Source organism: Leptospira kobayashii, from assembly GCF_003114835.2.
Classification (GTDB): Bacteria; Spirochaetota; Leptospiria; order Leptospirales; family Leptospiraceae; genus Leptospira_A; species Leptospira_A kobayashii.
Genome location: NZ_AP025029.1, coordinates 74,709 through 90,594, shown reverse-complemented (window position 1 = coordinate 90,594; position 15,886 = coordinate 74,709). Strand labels below are relative to the sequence as shown.

16 protein-coding genes are annotated in these 15,886 nt (G+C 39.2%); 14 read left to right on the top strand and 2 right to left on the bottom strand.

Features of this window, described 5'->3' with window-relative positions; translation table 11 throughout:
* Positions 1–53 precede the first annotated feature (53 nt).
* The 4 genes from DI077_RS18670 to DI077_RS18655 are packed head-to-tail and all read left to right on the top strand — an operon-like array spanning position 54 to position 3,581.
* Complete coding sequence (locus DI077_RS18670) at positions 54–1,094, top strand: putative porin (RefSeq protein WP_109022426.1); 1,041 nt, start codon at positions 54–56, stop codon at positions 1,092–1,094.
* Between the two features lies 1 nt (position 1,095).
* On the top strand, positions 1,096–1,806 hold the full coding sequence (locus DI077_RS18665) for a M48 family metallopeptidase (RefSeq protein WP_109022427.1): 711 nt from the start codon (positions 1,096–1,098) through the stop codon (positions 1,804–1,806).
* A gap of 6 nt (positions 1,807–1,812) precedes the next feature.
* Positions 1,813–2,316, top strand: coding sequence for a low molecular weight protein-tyrosine-phosphatase (locus DI077_RS18660; RefSeq protein WP_109022428.1), 504 nt, complete (start codon positions 1,813–1,815; stop codon positions 2,314–2,316).
* An 8-nt stretch (positions 2,317–2,324) separates the two neighbouring features.
* Entirely contained in the window at positions 2,325–3,581 is a 1,257-nt protein-coding gene (locus tag DI077_RS18655) for an NAD(P)/FAD-dependent oxidoreductase (RefSeq protein WP_109022429.1), read from the top strand.
* Positions 3,582–3,596: 15 nt separating this feature from the next.
* On the opposite strand, the gene DI077_RS18650 is transcribed toward DI077_RS18655, so the two are convergent.
* Both DI077_RS18650 and DI077_RS18645 read right to left on the bottom strand, forming a co-directional pair.
* Entirely contained in the window at positions 3,597–3,842 is a 246-nt protein-coding gene (locus tag DI077_RS18650) for a hypothetical protein (protein WP_135354944.1), read from the bottom strand.
* An 8-nt stretch (positions 3,843–3,850) separates the two neighbouring features.
* Positions 3,851–4,285: a hypothetical protein gene (locus DI077_RS18645; protein WP_109022431.1), complete on the bottom strand. Its 435-nt coding sequence runs from the start codon at positions 4,283–4,285 to the stop codon at positions 3,851–3,853.
* 97 nt (positions 4,286–4,382) lie between these two features.
* Here DI077_RS18645 and DI077_RS18640 point away from each other — a divergent pair, with 97 nt between their 5' ends.
* Genes DI077_RS18640 through htpG form a run of 10 tightly spaced genes read left to right on the top strand, consistent with a single transcriptional unit; the run spans position 4,383 to position 15,858 of the window.
* Positions 4,383–5,222: an alpha/beta fold hydrolase gene (locus DI077_RS18640; RefSeq protein WP_109022432.1), complete on the top strand. Its 840-nt coding sequence runs from the start codon at positions 4,383–4,385 to the stop codon at positions 5,220–5,222.
* A gap of 60 nt (positions 5,223–5,282) precedes the next feature.
* A complete protein-coding gene (locus DI077_RS18635; protein WP_109022433.1) occupies positions 5,283–5,825 on the top strand; it encodes a PaaI family thioesterase in 543 nt (180 codons plus the stop codon).
* Positions 5,822–7,141: an LIC20035 family adhesin gene (locus tag DI077_RS18630; protein ID WP_109022434.1), complete on the top strand. Its 1,320-nt coding sequence runs from the start codon at positions 5,822–5,824 to the stop codon at positions 7,139–7,141. The genes DI077_RS18635 and DI077_RS18630 overlap by 4 nt, the downstream gene beginning before the upstream one ends.
* Positions 7,132–8,112 (top strand): AAA family ATPase, encoded by a 981-nt coding sequence (locus DI077_RS18625; RefSeq protein ID WP_109022435.1) that lies wholly within the window; start codon positions 7,132–7,134, stop codon positions 8,110–8,112. Before DI077_RS18630 ends, DI077_RS18625 begins: the two co-directional genes overlap by 10 nt.
* A 6-nt stretch (positions 8,113–8,118) precedes the next feature.
* Complete coding sequence (locus tag DI077_RS18620) at positions 8,119–8,943, top strand: DUF58 domain-containing protein (RefSeq protein ID WP_109022436.1); 825 nt, start codon at positions 8,119–8,121, stop codon at positions 8,941–8,943.
* Entirely contained in the window at positions 8,940–9,794 is an 855-nt protein-coding gene (locus DI077_RS18615; RefSeq protein ID WP_109022437.1) for an LB_053 family protein, read from the top strand. Before DI077_RS18620 ends, DI077_RS18615 begins: the two co-directional genes overlap by 4 nt.
* 4 nt (positions 9,795–9,798) lie before the next feature.
* On the top strand, positions 9,799–10,752 hold the full coding sequence (gene batA, locus DI077_RS18610; protein WP_109022438.1) for a VWA domain-containing protein BatA: 954 nt from the start codon (positions 9,799–9,801) through the stop codon (positions 10,750–10,752).
* Positions 10,749–12,434, top strand: a complete 1,686-nt coding sequence (gene batB, locus DI077_RS18605) for a VWA domain-containing protein BatB (RefSeq protein ID WP_109022439.1) — start codon at positions 10,749–10,751, stop codon at positions 12,432–12,434. Before batA ends, batB begins: the two co-directional genes overlap by 4 nt.
* A complete protein-coding gene (locus tag DI077_RS18600; protein ID WP_167837231.1) occupies positions 12,418–14,010 on the top strand; it encodes a BatD family protein in 1,593 nt (530 codons plus the stop codon). Before batB ends, DI077_RS18600 begins: the two co-directional genes overlap by 17 nt.
* 12 nt (positions 14,011–14,022) lie before the next feature.
* Positions 14,023–15,858: a molecular chaperone HtpG gene (gene htpG / locus DI077_RS18595; protein WP_109022441.1), complete on the top strand. Its 1,836-nt coding sequence runs from the start codon at positions 14,023–14,025 to the stop codon at positions 15,856–15,858.
* Positions 15,859–15,886: the final 28 nt, after the last annotated feature.

Genomic DNA, 15,886 nt, shown 5'->3' with positions numbered 1-15,886 from the left:
ACCCCTTAGAGGATTTAGGAATTTACAGTTTAGTAGGTTTAAAAAACATTAAGATGGTGCCTCGAAATTCAAATATATTCGTTTTATTTTTAATTTTATTCACCTTTTCGCCAATTAAATCGGAAGTCATTTGGGGCCCAAGTTTAGAAAGAAACGGCGGTGAATTTATTTTCGAAACGGGCAATCGATTTCCCAATCTCTCAGGAATCAGAGGTGGCTCCCGAATTTCATTCCCCAGGAATTCAACAATATTCGGAATCTTCGGATCGTATTCCGAAGGCAAATGGGAAATCAGAGGAGCGCTCAAAACAACCGGGTGGACTCAAAATTCCGGCCAAGCAAGAGACGAAGATTTTCTTTTGGCAACGACCGCTCAAGAACAAACAACAAATATCGCAACAAGAGAATGGAGTTACCATGACTCTGCAAATGTATTCTCAGGTTCCAGAAATTTTGCCGACGGAATCGGGAAATCAAGCATTACCGAAAACCGAGTGGAGGCTTTTGCCAGATATTATTTCCAAACCGCCAGTCCGAATTATTGGACCCAAGGGAGTGGCTTTTTTTTGACTGCAGGCGCAAGGTATTCTTACTTCAAGTATATATTTTACGATGTGAATCAATTCATTGATGCCAGACCGGTATTCTATGCACCTATCGGCCTCGGTCTAAGTTATTCGAATAATCTCAATGAATATTTTTACGGCTTCGGATACAGAAATTCGTTCGAAAATTTTTACTTTGATTTCTCTTTTATGCCTTCAATCGGCAGAATCACCACCAGAGATTTTCACGTTCAACGTTCCATCAATTTCCTATCGGATAATATAGGCGTAGGATTTCAAATGAGCAATGAAATAGGTTATAAATTCAATGATTCCTGGCTGACGTACATCCGACTGACTCACAGACGTTTTTTTTCCGAAGGAAAGTTTAAAGCGCGGGGTGGATTATCCTATGATGATGTACTTTCCAATTTCGTCGGAGGATTCAAATCACATATCAATATCAAAGATTTTTCCATCGAAATAGCAGCACTTAACCGGGTGAATTGGAGCATTCCCAGAGAGGGGGCATCTCCGAACATTGAATAAAATGCTGAAAAAAGATACCTTTAACTATCCAGGATTAGATATTCCTTATGAATTGAAAGAAATCAGAGGGAAGAACGTTTCTATTACCGTATACCCGAATAATAGAGTTGTAGTTCGCCATCCCAGAAGAGTTTCGAAATCTTTTCTCCAGAATTTTATGGAAGAAAGAAAAACCTGGGTATGGGATCAATATAAAAAAAATAAGGCTAACAATCCTCAAAAAACCAATTTTAAGAATGGTGAAATTCTTCCCATTTTCGGGCAAAATAGAAAGATAAAATGGTTCGAGGAGAAAGAATCTAAGTTGATAGATACCGAAATTATCTTTAGCAACAAAGGTTTTAGAAGCCAAAAAGGAAAGGAAAACAAAGCGAAGTCATTTCTGAAACAAATCCTACTAGAAGAAATAACTCCTATCGTAGACAAGACCGCATCCAAATTAAATACGAAAAAATATACAGTAAAAGTGAGAACAATGAAATCACTTTGGGGGAGTTGCTCTCCCGACAATGACCTTACTTTTAACTTAGGACTGGTTCATTGCCCGGATTTTGTAATCAAGTATGTTGTTATTCATGAAGTTTCACATACTAAAGAACATAATCATTCAAATAAGTTCTGGGAAATCGTGAACAAACTCGATCCGGAATACGTAAAGGCGGAAAAGTGGATCAAAACAAACGGCCCTAAAATGTTGTGTTACTTAAACTAATCTTAAGTGAAAGAAGATAAAATAAAAATCCTTTTCGTTTGTCTCGGAAATATCTGCCGTTCTCCGGCTGCAGAGGGAGCTTTTCAAAGTCTAATCCATAAGGAGAATCTAAGCGATTTTTTTCTTATAGATTCCGCAGGAACAGCAGGTTATCACGATGGAGAACTTGCCGATCCAAGGACAAGGGAAGTGGCAAAAGCCAGAAATATAAATTTAACCCATATCTCCCGTAAATTCATTAAACAGGATTTTCAAAGATTCGATTATATTCTGGTGATGGATCATAATAATTTTAAAACCGTTCGATCACTCGTAACGGATGAATCCCATAATAGGAAGATTCATTTCTTTCGCTCTTTTGAAGACGGCCAATTCAAAAATGCCGAAGTACCTGATCCGTATTACGGTGATCTGAAAGCATTTGAAAATGTACAAAATATAGTCGAAAGTGCATCCGTCGGATTTCTAAAATTTCTAAAATCAGAACATCAAATTTCATCAAATCATTAAGAGGGAATATGTCAGGCAAAAAAAAAGTAATTATCATTGGCGCAGGATTCGGAGGACTACAAGTTATTAAATCTCTGAAAAATCTTCCTGAATTCGATGTAACGGTAATCGATAAAACCAATCATCACCTCTTTCAGCCTTTACTATATCAAGTAGCTACCGCTGTACTTTCTCCGGCAGACATTGCAATCCCATCCAGATCAATCACTACCGATTATAAAAACGTAAAAATCCTAATGAGTTATGTTGAAAAAATCGATTTTGAAAATAAGAAAGTCTATTTCAGCGATAAATCGGAATCCTACGATTATCTAGTCCTTTCTCTGGGAGCCCAAACGAGCTATTTCGGAAATGATGACTGGAAAAATTACACTCTAGGCTTAAAGAATCTAAAAGACGCTTTGGAGATCCGACGAAGACTACTTATTTCGTTCGAGGAAGCGGAGTTGTCGGGAGATCCCGAGGTTGCAAAAAAGCTTCTCAATTATGTCATTATCGGAGGAGGACCGACTGGCGTAGAGTTAGCTGGTTCTATTGCGGAATTATCCCGTAATATAATCCGAAAGGATTTCCGACTTATAGATTCTGCCATGTCCAAAGTGACACTGATTGAAGCCGGACCCAAACTGCTTTCAAATTTCGACGAGTCATTGAGTCTGTTTACAAAGAAAAAATTAGAAGCCAGAGGAGTGGAAGTCCTTTTGAATTCGCCGGTCAAGTCTATCGATTCGGAAGCAGTTTACCTTCAGGACAAAAAAATAGAATCCAAAACAATCATCTGGGCGGCAGGTGTGGAAGCAGCATCCCTATCAAAAACTTTTCCATTTGAAAAGGATAGGGGAGGGAGGATTCTAGTGGATCAATATTGTCTGGTCAAAGGACAGGACTCTGTTTTTGCCATCGGAGATGTTGCCAATTTCTCCGAAAATCTGCAACGGCCTTTGCCAGGAGTCTCACCCGTTGCAATGCAGCAAGGAAGATATGTAGCCAAATATCTTCGAAACTTACTGCAAAACAAAAAAACAAAAGGTTTCAAATATACCGACAAAGGTAATATGGCGACAATCGGAAGAAAAGACGCCGTTGCAGAGTTAGCCGGTATCAAGATGAAAGGGTTTATAGGATGGCTAGGATGGCTTTTTGTCCACCTCGTCTACCAAGTAGGATTTAAAAATAAATTCAGCACACTTACCAGTTGGGTATGGAGTTATCTGACATTTAGGGCAGGGGCGAGACTCATTCAGGAAGATATTAAGACAAAATAAACTGTGTGAAAGTTATCAATTCGAGCGGAGGTTGTACTGGTTTTTCTTTGCCTCCGCTTCGCATCTTTTATTCGTTACTTCCGTAACAATCGTATATGACAGAGGGGCGTCTTCCTTAACAGTAGGTTTATTGTACAGATTGATCAAAGGAATCATATAGGTATAAGCTCTTTTTCTTTGCGACTTGCATTCTTCCAACATTTGTTCTTCTTTTGACAACATACAGGAAAACAAAAACAGTATGAATAATAAGAATCTCATTTGAACGGTTAAGGATTTTGAGAGTTGATCTCTGATTTCAATGATTCGTATAATGTTTGCTCGCTTGTATTCAAAAGGCTCAAATTCGGTTCAATTGAGTTCAAATCTTCACTTGCTTTGTCAAACTGCTGTTTCTTATACTCCGGCTTATGGGTTACCTTCAAAGCAATCTCCCCTTTATAACCGGTGTCACCGTTCGCTTCTTTGATAATCGAATTCGCACGTTTGAGCAAGATGGAAATTCGATTTTTTTCACCGTCGGAAGATTTAAAATTTACAATCGCTTCATCATAGAGCTGGATTTTTTTTCTATGAATGTCCGTCTTTTCCGCTTTAGAAATACAATCCTTAAAAGAAGAACAAAGTTGTTTGGCATTTCCGTTTTGGGCAAAAAGCGAAATACCAAAACATAGACTGGCAATGAACATCCAGATTTTTTTCATAGCGATATTCTTCCTTACTGATCTTTACCAAGCAATCATTTTTATTAAATCTAGTTTGCAGTTTAGATTAGGTCTGTAAAAAAGAGAGAGATACCCTATGTCTCAGATTACCATCCAAACCAAATTTCATACGATCGAAGGGCGGGAGTGGGGCAACCCGCAAGGCAAACCGATTCTTGCATTTCACGGCTGGCTTGATAATGCGAATTCATTTGAGCCTTTGGCAAAATACTTTCCAAATTACAGATTTATCGCAGTCGATTTTCCCGGCCATGGAAAATCCAGTCATAAACCGACAGGGGCTTTGTATCATTTTGCAGAATATGCAATGGATATTGTTTCCATTGCAAACAGCCTCGCTTTGGAAAACTTCATCTTATTAGGACATTCAATGGGTGCCGCTGTATCCACGTTAGTTGCCGGTACCGGATTACTTTCTCTCGAGAAATTGGTTTTGATCGAAGCCATCGGTCCCATTACAAACCCGAACGAAACCGCGCCGGAAATACTGACTGAAGCAATTAAACAAGTACTTCATCCGAGAGGGAAAAAAGAAACTTATTTTCCCGATTGGGAATCCGCTATCGCCGTAAGAATGCGAGCAGGAGATATGTCAAAGGAATCGGTGGAAAGACTTATGGAAAGAGGACTGGAAAAAACGCCAAAAGGATTAAAGCCGAGAAGGGATCTTCGTTTGCATTATAATTCCTTCTTCCGTCTAACGGATGATCAGGTCGTTTCCTTTTGTAAGAAGATCCCATGTCCTACATTATTGATCTTAGGTGATAAATCCGTTTATCCTCTTGCGGAAAGATTTACGGCAAGAAAAGAGGCCATTCCCAATTTCAAACAAATCATTTTGCCCGGAGGGCATCATCTTCATATGGACAACCCGGAGTCTGTATCTATGGGAATTCTGGATTTTCTGAATTCCTAACCTACCATGAAATCATTTCACCCCCCAAAGAAATAATAAAGGATTAGATTAAAAAAATAAATGGAACATTCTACTTTAAATCCCTCGAGACACGGCCATGAAATTCATCATGACACTTGTTTCGGATGCGGAAAACAAAACCCCATCGGACTCAGTGCTGATTTTACCTTTGATGACGCAACCGGAGAGGTTAGGTTTATTTACAACTTCAAACGGATGTTTAACGGCGCACCTACCTTCGTTCATGGAGGAATTTTGTCGGCACTTCTGGACGAAGCAATGGGTTCTTTGTGCTTTCATTTGGGTTTTATCGTCATGACGGATACTATGGGATTCAAATTTCATAAGGCCACCCCCGTTGAAAAAGATTTGTTAGTGAGAGCCTGGCCCGTCAAAAAAGCGAAAAGAAAAGTATTGTTGGAATGTGAGCTCACTTCCGTCGACGGAAGTTTGTTATTTGTAAAAGGGGAGGGAGCTTTTCATGTTTTACCCCCGAGATTTTTTTCCGAGAAACTCACAGGCGGAAAAATCTCAGTTGCAAGCGAACTATTGGAAGTTAATAAATTAAAACGCGCACATTTCTTTGATAGGATTAGCACATGAAAAAATTACTCGCAGTATCCCTTTTACTGGGACTTACATATTGTTCTTCTTTTTCCAATAAAGAAGGAGGCGCAGGGACTGATGAATTCACACTTATTATAAAAAGCGGTAAGGTGATTCGAATCGAAAGATTCAAAAATTCAGGTGCACTGAAGGCTCAAGGCGAAGTGAAAGCGGAATGCGGAGGCGCTACCTGCAAAGAAGATCAAATTGCAAAATTCGCCCCGGCAAAAGTAAAATCTCTTCCAAAGCAGGGAATCTGGGAGGAATACATCCAATTCGAACAGGAAGGTTCCACAAAAGAAAAACCCATTTTCAAGTCCAGTTTGGATGCGACAGGGGAGTATGTTGACGGAAAGAAAGTCGGAATCTGGAAAAAGCCCGATTCGGAAAATCCCTCTCGAACGATTGCAGAAACTCCCTGGGTAGACGGCAAAAAAGAAGGGATCGCCAAAACCTACGATAAATCCGGAAACGTTTCCAGCGAAACGGAATACCACGAAGACCAGAAGAACGGTGGTTATTGGAAAAAAAATAACAAAGGGGAATGGTTGGAGAAAGGAGCTTTCAAAGATAACGAAGAAGAGGGGACTTGGAATTATTATTTTACGGGAACCGATGGAAACGGGATCAAAACCACTTCAAACTTCAAAAACGGTAAAAAACACGGAACCGAATCCAATTTCTACAAAGACGGAAAATTAGAGTCGCAAGGCAATTATACTTTAGATGCAAGAACAGGTTTATGGAAGTTATACGGTCCGAAAGAAAACGTGATCGCTGAAGGAAATTATTCTGCAAAAGAAAATGCTGCAGAATCCGATGTAAAATACGAGCGAACCGGTATTTGGAAAGAATATTATGCGGACGGAAAGGTTTTCGGAACCGGCCCGAGAAAACATACAAGAACGGGCGATTGGAAATACTACTATAACAACGGGCAACTGGCCTATGAAGGGAAAATGGCGAACGAAGCTATGCTAGAATCCGCCAAAATCTATGATAAAACGGGAACAATTTTAGGTGACGGTAAATTATTCTTTTCTCTTGTGAAAATTGATGAAGAATCCCAGGATTTGAAATTAAACTACAAATCGTCCATTCCGTTCACATACTTTTACCCATCCGGTAAAAAAAGAATTGTTATCCGTTCCGCTGAAGATGCAACGGAATACAGTGAAGATGGAAAAGAAACGGGCAAAGGCGGAGTTGATCCGAGCGGACGTAAGATGGGATGTTGGACCATCGCAGGAAAAAAGGAATACTATTTATTAGATAAACCAAAACCTAATTTAACAGCAACACAATGTCAATAAGCGAACCAATATTAAACGAAACAAAAACAAAGATAACTCAAATCAAATCGGAGCTGGCAGAAGGGATTTCCGGGATGAATCATGTCATCCAGCCTCTGCTGGTCGCTATGATTGCAAAAGGTCATGTGCTTCTGGAAGGCATGCCGGGTCTTGCGAAGACCCTTTTGGCAAAAACTCTGGCCGCCTGCATAGATGCAAAGTTCAATAGAGTGCAATTTACTCCTGATTTGCTTCCAGCGGATCTGACAGGTACGAATATATTCAATCCCAAAACCACTTCCTTCGAAGTGAGAAAAGGACCGATATTCACAAATATTCTGTTAGCTGACGAAATCAACAGAGCGCCCGCAAAAGTACAATCGGCATTATTGCAATGTATGGAAGAAAGGCAGGTTACGATTGCAGACAATACTTTTGATCTGGATCCCCCATTCTTCGTAGTGGCTACGCAAAATCCGATCGACCAGGACGGTACATATCCCTTGCCAGAAGCGCAATTGGATCGTTTTCTATTTAAAGTAACCGTAGAATATCCGAATGAAGAAGAAGAGAAAAATATCCTACTTATACACGGAAATCTGAAACTAAGTCCTCCCAAAATAAACAAAGTTGTCAAACCACAGGAATTATTGAAAATATCCGAATCCGCCGATGATGTTTATATCGATCCGAAACTCCAACAATTCATAGTTAGACTGGTCAGAAACACCAGACCGGAAACTACCGAGGCAAAAGATATCGTCGATTATGTAAAACACGGCGCAAGCCCCAGAGCAAGCCTTGCCTTGTTAAAAGTCGCAAAGATAAATGCGCTTTTGGAAGGAAGGGATTTTGTTCTACCGGAAGACATTCTAAAGTTTTTTACCGAAATCATCCGGCACAGAATCCATTTGTCAATGGAAGCGTTTACGGAAGAAGTTTCTGTGGATTCGATTATCAAAAGAATTTTAGGTATAACAGAAGTTCCATAAACAACGATGTTAGATCCGGATCTTAAGAAATTACTCACGGTCTTAGATTGGGAAACAAATCAAAAATTCAAGTCCGTTCGTTCCGGCGGGTTCTTTCACTTTGCAAAGGGAAGGGGACTTGAATTCAAAGAAGTAAGACCTTACTATTTCGGTGATGATACGAGGTATATCGATTGGAACGTTACTTCCCGCACAGGCGAAGTGCATGTAAAGGAATACTATGAAGAACAGGATCTTCCTATTATGGTTCTGGTCGATGTATCTAAATCGATGCAAGGTAAAAAAAAGAAAGCAGCTCTTCAGTTGGCATGTTTTCTATCTCTTTTCCATGTCCGCATAGGAAATAGGGTTCGAATCATTTTATTCTCAGATAACATTTATCATTCGGGAAAAGAATTAAAGCGCAAAGAAGAAGTAGATCTGGAATTCAAATCCATTATCAAAAAGGCGGAGCAGTTAAGTTCAAAAAAAACGGATTATAATAAAGCTTTGGAAAAAACCTATCAGATTTCATCCAAGTATAGTATAGTCTACTGGCTTTCCGATTTTACCTATTTTCAAGGATTTGAATCCAGAAAAGGATTGTTCCAAACTTGGGACGAATATGCCATTTGGATTGAAGAAGAATCTTTTGAAATTCAATTGCCTTTTTGGTTTCGCATATTTGCTTTATCGGACTCGGAAGCGGGCAACTCCTTAACCTTCCAATCCAATCTAAAACAAGATCAAATGAATTTCAAAAAAACATTCGGGAACAAAGGAATTACCGTTCGACCGGAGATGAAACTCAGCAAACAGATATTAGGTTTATTCAAAGGAATCCGGATTTGAAAAAGAAATATCTGATATATCTGGCTCTGTTCGGGATTCCCAATATGTTATTTCCGAGTCCCGAAGAAACCGTAAATCCGAATGAAATCTTCGTAGGGGACAAAGTCGTTTACGAAATCACATTCCGTTCTCCGCTGCCGACTACTCTTTCTTATCCGGAAGGGGAGATTTACAACGAAGCTTCTCCCGATTTACCCGCTTACAAAATCTTATCAGCGGAAAAAAGAAATAACTCCCTTCAGTTAACAATCCGTTTTTACGAACCGGGAGACTATACTTTACCGGTTACTTGGGAAGAAAACGGAGAAACGATACGAGTCCAAAGAATCATCAAAGTAAAATCACAGTTAACCGGAGATGAGAAAGATTTGGAGGACATCGAACCTCCTATTTCTTTTTCAGGATCCTATTTACTAAGATTAATATTTTTTATACTTCTGCTACTTTCCATTTGTTATCTCGCCTACGCGTTTTATCTTTACAGAAGAAAAAATAGAAAGATAGTCAATGCTACCTGGGAAGAGATTCCTTTTTTAGAAAACAGACTCGCAAAACTCTACTTAATCGAAGGCATGCTCCGGTCCGAAACCGTTCAGTTAAAAGAATTTGTTTATCAGATATCGTCTTACTGCAAAGAAGAATATTCTTACAGATTATCCTATAATCTTCTGGCTTTTACCGATGAGGAGTTTTTGACATACCTTTACGATCGAAGCAGCCTTACCGATCAGAAATTAAGAGAAATCCGTTCTTTCTTCCGTGAATCAAAATATACCGATAGAAACGAAACATTGACCGGAGAAGAGGCGAAACGACTTTGGATCGAATGGAAGGAAAAATTAGGGCTTTAATAAAATGGATTATTTTGAAAGACCTCTGACTTTAATTTTATTTGTACCTTTGCTTTTGCTTTTTGTGTTCACTTATTGGAAAGGTAAATTAGATCTTTCCATGGAAGGGAAATGGGACAGAAATACAAAGTTAGCAAATGATTTCAAAACAAACTTTCGCTTTCTTTTAAAAAAAATTGCCGGTGCACTTCCTTTTTTATCACTTTCCTTCGTGATTTTAGCGGCGGCGGGACCGGGCGCCAAACATCGATTTATCCCGGATGAAACTTACGGAATCGATATCATGATCGCCCTTGATATTTCGGGATCCATGGTAAATAGTTACGATTTTTTGCCGAATAACAGACTTTCGGTTTCCAAAAAATTGTTACAGGAATTTATCAAAAAAAGGGAGTCGGATCGGATCGGACTCGTTTTGTTTGCAGGAGCAGCTTATTTACAAAGCCCTTTAACGAGTGATAGATTGGCATTAACGGAGCTTATCGCGGAAGCAGAAGATTCCAGTATAGACGAACAAGGCACTGCTATCGGAGATGCTTTGATTCTTGCAACCTATAGACTCAAAAAATCAATAGCCACATCGAAGATCATTTTAATACTCACCGACGGAGTTTCCAATACCGGAAAATTAGATCCCGAAACGGCATCCTTCGCCTCCAAAGCATACGGTATCAAAGTTTATTCCATAGGAATCGGAAAGGAAATGGGTCAGTACGAAATCAATTATGATTCCTTGAGAACCATCTCGGAACAAACAGGCGGGACGTTTTTTCGGGCGGAGTCCCCGGAAGATCTGGAAGAAATATTAAAAGAAATAGATGACTTGGAAAAAGATCCGTTGCCATCCAAACCGACAGAGCTAGTTCAAACACATTTTCCAGATTACCTATTCTGGGCATTCGCTTTACTTTTATTAGACGGAGCTCTTAAAATCTGGCCATTGAAGGAAGTATTATGACCGAAACGGATTTTGACGATTCCACTTTAAAATGGGTTTCTTTACTTTGCATCTCGATAACCTTTGTGTATGGTTTTGTAAAAATATTTTTCCTTTTCAAAATAGGAAAATTCCAAGGATTGCATCCTTCTTTGAAAGAAAGATTCTCTCTTCCGTCAATACTTTCTTATACACTGGGAATCGGGTCTCTTATCATCGGCCTTGCTTTCGCAGTATTATCGCTTTTCCATACAAAGGCAAATGAAATGGAATTGTCCGACTCACAAAAATCAGTCGATATATTGTTTCTAGTAGATGTCAGTTTGTCTATGAACGCAGTCGATGTCAATCCTACGCGTTTGAAACGATTCCAAGACATCGTCATCCGGATTCTGCCCGATCTGGCGGGAAATCGTTTCGGAATGATCGTATTTGCGGGCTCCGCATTTTCCTATTGTCCCATGACAACGGATACTACCGCATTTGCGGATTATGTAAACGCATTAGGTGTAGAGATGGTCGGTAAAAAAGGAACCAACTTCGGACTGGCTGCGAAAAAAGCGGAAGAAGTTTTATCTTCTTCCAAACTGTTGAGAAACAAAGTCGTTGTTTTGGTTTCCGACGGAGAAGATAACGAAGAATCGGGCCCGCAAAAATTGGATGCGGAGCTTGTTGTATGGGGGCTCGGTACAAAGGAAGGAGGTCCGATCTATTATTCGGATTCTCAAACTTCTTCGCGTGGTTACGTAACCTTATCGGGTGCGTTGAACCCGGATCAAAATGCAGGGGAAGTAATCATATCAAGTTTAAATGAAGAAAATCTAAAATCATTTGCTTCTTTAAACTCGGGAGAGTATTATAATTTATCCCAGGATTCTTCCGGCGCTTATCAATTGGTTGATAAAATCGATTCTATGAAAAAGAACCAGACACATATACTTCAAAAAATCAGAAAAGAAGACGGAGCCAGTGTATTTCTCTACTTATCCCTCGGTTTCTTTTTTCTGGAAAGAATCATTCGTTTAACTTACATTAAGCGGGCAATAACTGTTGCGTTACTTTTGATTTTATCTTCGGGAATATTTCATACTTCCGACTTATATGCTTGGGGCTTCGATCCGGGCGGATCGATTGTCTCCGAAGGAGTAAGCGATTATCAGGCTGAAAAGTATAAAGAGAGCAAAGAAAAATTTCAGAAAGCGGAGCAATTCATCTCGGATGATCCCAGGATTAAATTCAACAAAGCAGCTTCCGATTATAAAATGGGAAATTTGCAAGAATCCATCGAACAAAATAATGAAATTATAAAGGATCCTAAGTCTACTCCGGAGCTGAAATCAAGAGCTCATTATAATAATGGGAACGCTTATGCAAAAAAAAATGATTATAAAAATGCACAAAAGTCCTACGAAGAAGCTTTGTCCATTGATCCGGATTTGCTTTCTGCAAAGAAGAATCTGGAATTCTTAAGAAAGAAAAAAAATGGAGGATCATCCGATCCGCAAGGGAAAACGGAGGAAGATCGGAAAAAATCGGAACCCAATGAGGAAAATAGCAAAGCAACAGGAAACAATTCCGGTAAAAATAAAAAGGATTTATCCAAAGAACATGCAGATAGAATGATGGATTCTTTTTCGCCTGATTCCATTTTGAAAAAAAAAGCGGATCGTTTTCCGAATGTTGATAATGAAAAGTTTTGGTAGTATAAAGTTTTTTTTTCTAGTTTTCGTATACTTCCCGGTTGTCCCCTTATTCAGTGAAGAAGTCAGTTTTCGGTTATCGCAAAACCTGGTTACAAAGGGAGAATCTCTGGAATTGGAAATTCGCCTATCAGGCGATAAATCATTAAAACTTATAAGAAATAGCTATGAAGAAAACGGAGTAAAAGCGGTGTACTCCGGATCCGGCTCGGAAACCCAAATCATCAATTTCAAAGTTTCCAGAAGTAAAATTATAAAATTCCGGATACTGGCGGACAAAACCGGCAAAAACAAAGTGCCTCCTGTTCAAGTAAGCGTAGAGAATGATATCGTCACCTGCCCGGAACTTTATTTTACCGTGGAGTCAAAACCACCATCTAACAGAAGAAAAGGGAACGGTTCTTTATTTGACAGGATATTCGGTGATCCTTCCGAAGAAGACGAGAAGACGGAATCTCCCGAAGTTGTCTTTCATACTAACAAACAAAAAGTCTATATTGGAGAACCTATCGTAGGTTATTACGTATTATATTATAGAGGGTATAGACAAGCCTATCTGGAAAGAGATCCGAATCAATCCATCTCATTTCCTTTCTTTCTCGCAGAAACTTTAAAGCAAGTAACAGTTCAGATAGACCCCATGGTCGTTCGAAATGGTAAAGAGAAAAACACTTTGGTATTCGAAAAGGAAATCTACGGACTTACCCCGCTGAAATCAGGTAACTTCACCATAGGATCGACTAACTTTGTAGTAGGTGATAGTATGAGATTCGGAGCCTTCCAAGAATCCATCCCCGTTCATACGGAGAGAATTACGGTTCTCGAATTACCGAAAGGAAAACCTCCCGGTTACAAAGGTGCAATTGGAGATTATCATCTTTTGGCAGATTACCAAAATGCAGAAATCAAACTGGGAGAAACGTTTTACTTTAAAATCAAAGTCTCAGGCTCCGGAGGAGGAGACGGATTGGATCACCCCTTGGAAAGCAGAAAGGAAGGACTTCATTTTCTATCCTCTCAAAAATCAAAAACTTTCCGCCAACTCTCTACCGGAGAATACGGATTTTATTCCGAGATAGAATACCTTTATAGTTTCGAACCCCGTTCTTTGGGAAAAACATCCATAGGCGAAGCTACAATACATTTCTTTTCTCCTTCTTCCCAATCTTATCAAACAAAAACTTTAACCCTTCCTGACATTTCTGTTTTACCAAATACCCTTTCGAAACAGTCTGACTCTTGGAAGGCGACTAAAAAGGCAAATGCGGATTGGACTGGCAATCCTTATCTGATTTGGTTTGTTGTTCTAAGCATTTTTGTCGGAGTAGGGACCACGATTGTTTTTCGCCGGCAAGAAGATACCAAATCCGGTTTAATTATTTTGGATCAAAGGATAGGTTCCAAAAAAAACCAAATTCTAAATGACTATCTCATTAAAAAAGGTGTCGTTCCCAAGGATGCTGAAAAGATCGTAGAACTTAGATCCGCTTTTCCGGAAAAATCATTCTCAGAGATATTCAGGTACTGTGACAAACTTACCAAAAGAATGTTAGTAGAAACAAGTAAATTAATTCAATAATTGGAGATTCAAATGAGCGAACAAGAAAAAGGTAAAATCAGCGTAGAGACGGAAAATATTTTTCCAATCATTAAAAAATGGCTCTATTCGGAGAAAGATATTTTCATACGCGAATTGGTTTCTAACGCATGTGATGCGATCAGTAAATTAAAAAAGATTTCGTTTTCCGAAGAATTCGAAGGTGGAACTGATTACAAAATCGAACTCAGCTTTGACAAAGACAAAAGAGTTCTGATCATAGAAGACAATGGAATCGGTATGACTACCGACGAAGTGAAAAAATATATCAATCAAATCGCTTTTTCGGGAGCTACCGACTTCGCAAAACATTACCAAAACGCAGAAAACAAAGCGGAGATCATCGGTCATTTCGGTTTGGGCTTTTATTCCTGCTTTATGGTGTCGAACAAAGTTACAATCGAAACCAAATCCTATAAAAAAGGAGAGAAGGGAGTCCTTTGGGAAAGTGAATCGGGAACCGACTTTACGATTTCCAGCATCGACAAGGAAATCCGAGGAACAAAAATTTCACTTTTCCTCGACACGGACTCAGGGGAGTACCTGGACAAATGGAAACTAAAAGATCTGATTAAAAAATATTGTGATTTTTTGCCGGTTCCCATTTTGGTAGACGGAGAGAAAGCAAACAGAGAAAAACCTCTTTGGTCGGAAGAACCTTCCAAAGTGAAGCCGGAAGACTATAAGGATTTTTATTCTTATCTTTTTCCTTTTTCCGGTGAATCTTTATTTCACATCCATTTGAATGTGGACTTTCCTTTCCGATTGCAAGGAATATTGTATTTCCCCAAAATTACACACGAGTTAGACGCTACAAAAAACGGGATCAAATTATTCTGCAATCATGTGTTCGTAAGTGATAATGCGAGCGAACTCATTCCTCAGTTTTTAACCACTCTCAAAGGAACCATAGACATCCCCGATCTTCCTTTGAATGTATCCAGATCGTATCTTCAAAACGATCCGTTGGTAAAAAAGATTTCCGGTCATATCATTAAAAAAGTGGCGGATCGATTGTCCGATGATTTCAAAAAGAATAGAGAAGAATTCCAGAAGAACTGGAACGATATTTCCATCTTCGTAAAATACGGGATGTTAACGGATGAAAAGTTTTTCGATGCGGTAAAAGATGTTCTTATCTTTAAAAATTCGGAAGGATTGTTCTGTACTCTGAATGAATATTGGGAAAAGAACAAAGAGAAAAACGGAGACAAAGTTTATTATGCAAACGAAACCGAGATGGGTTCGGTGTATATGGATCTCCTCAAGTCTCAAGGATTGGAAGCATTGCTTGTTGATTCCAGGATCGATTCCCATCTGATCCAACATTTGGAAACAAAAAACGCAGAAATGAAATTCCAAAGAGTGGATGCTGAATTAGCAGATCAAGTTGTAGATAAGGATGCAAAGCCCGGCGTGGTGGATGCGAACAATCAAACCGAAGCGGATCGGATTTTGGAATTTTTCAAATCGACCATTACCAAAGAAGGTGTAGAGATCAAAACCGAATCTTTGAAATCAAACGAAGTTCCCGCGGTAGTTCTTATGCCCGAGTTTATGAGAAGAATGAGTGAAATGAATTCCATGTTCAACAGGGAAGATGCCAAAAATTTATTCAAAAACCATACTCTTCTTGTAAATACTTCCTCACCTTTGGTCAAATCCGCATTACGAGAGTTTGATGGAGCAAATAAGGAAAAAGGAGAGAAAATCGCACAAGTCATTTACGACCTGGCCTTACTCTCCGCAAAAGCAATGAGCGAACAGGAGATTTCCGACTATACAAAAAGGACCAGCCAGTTCCTTGCGGATATTCTCTCCAAAAATTGATGCATTAAACCCTTAGAAAGATTTTGCA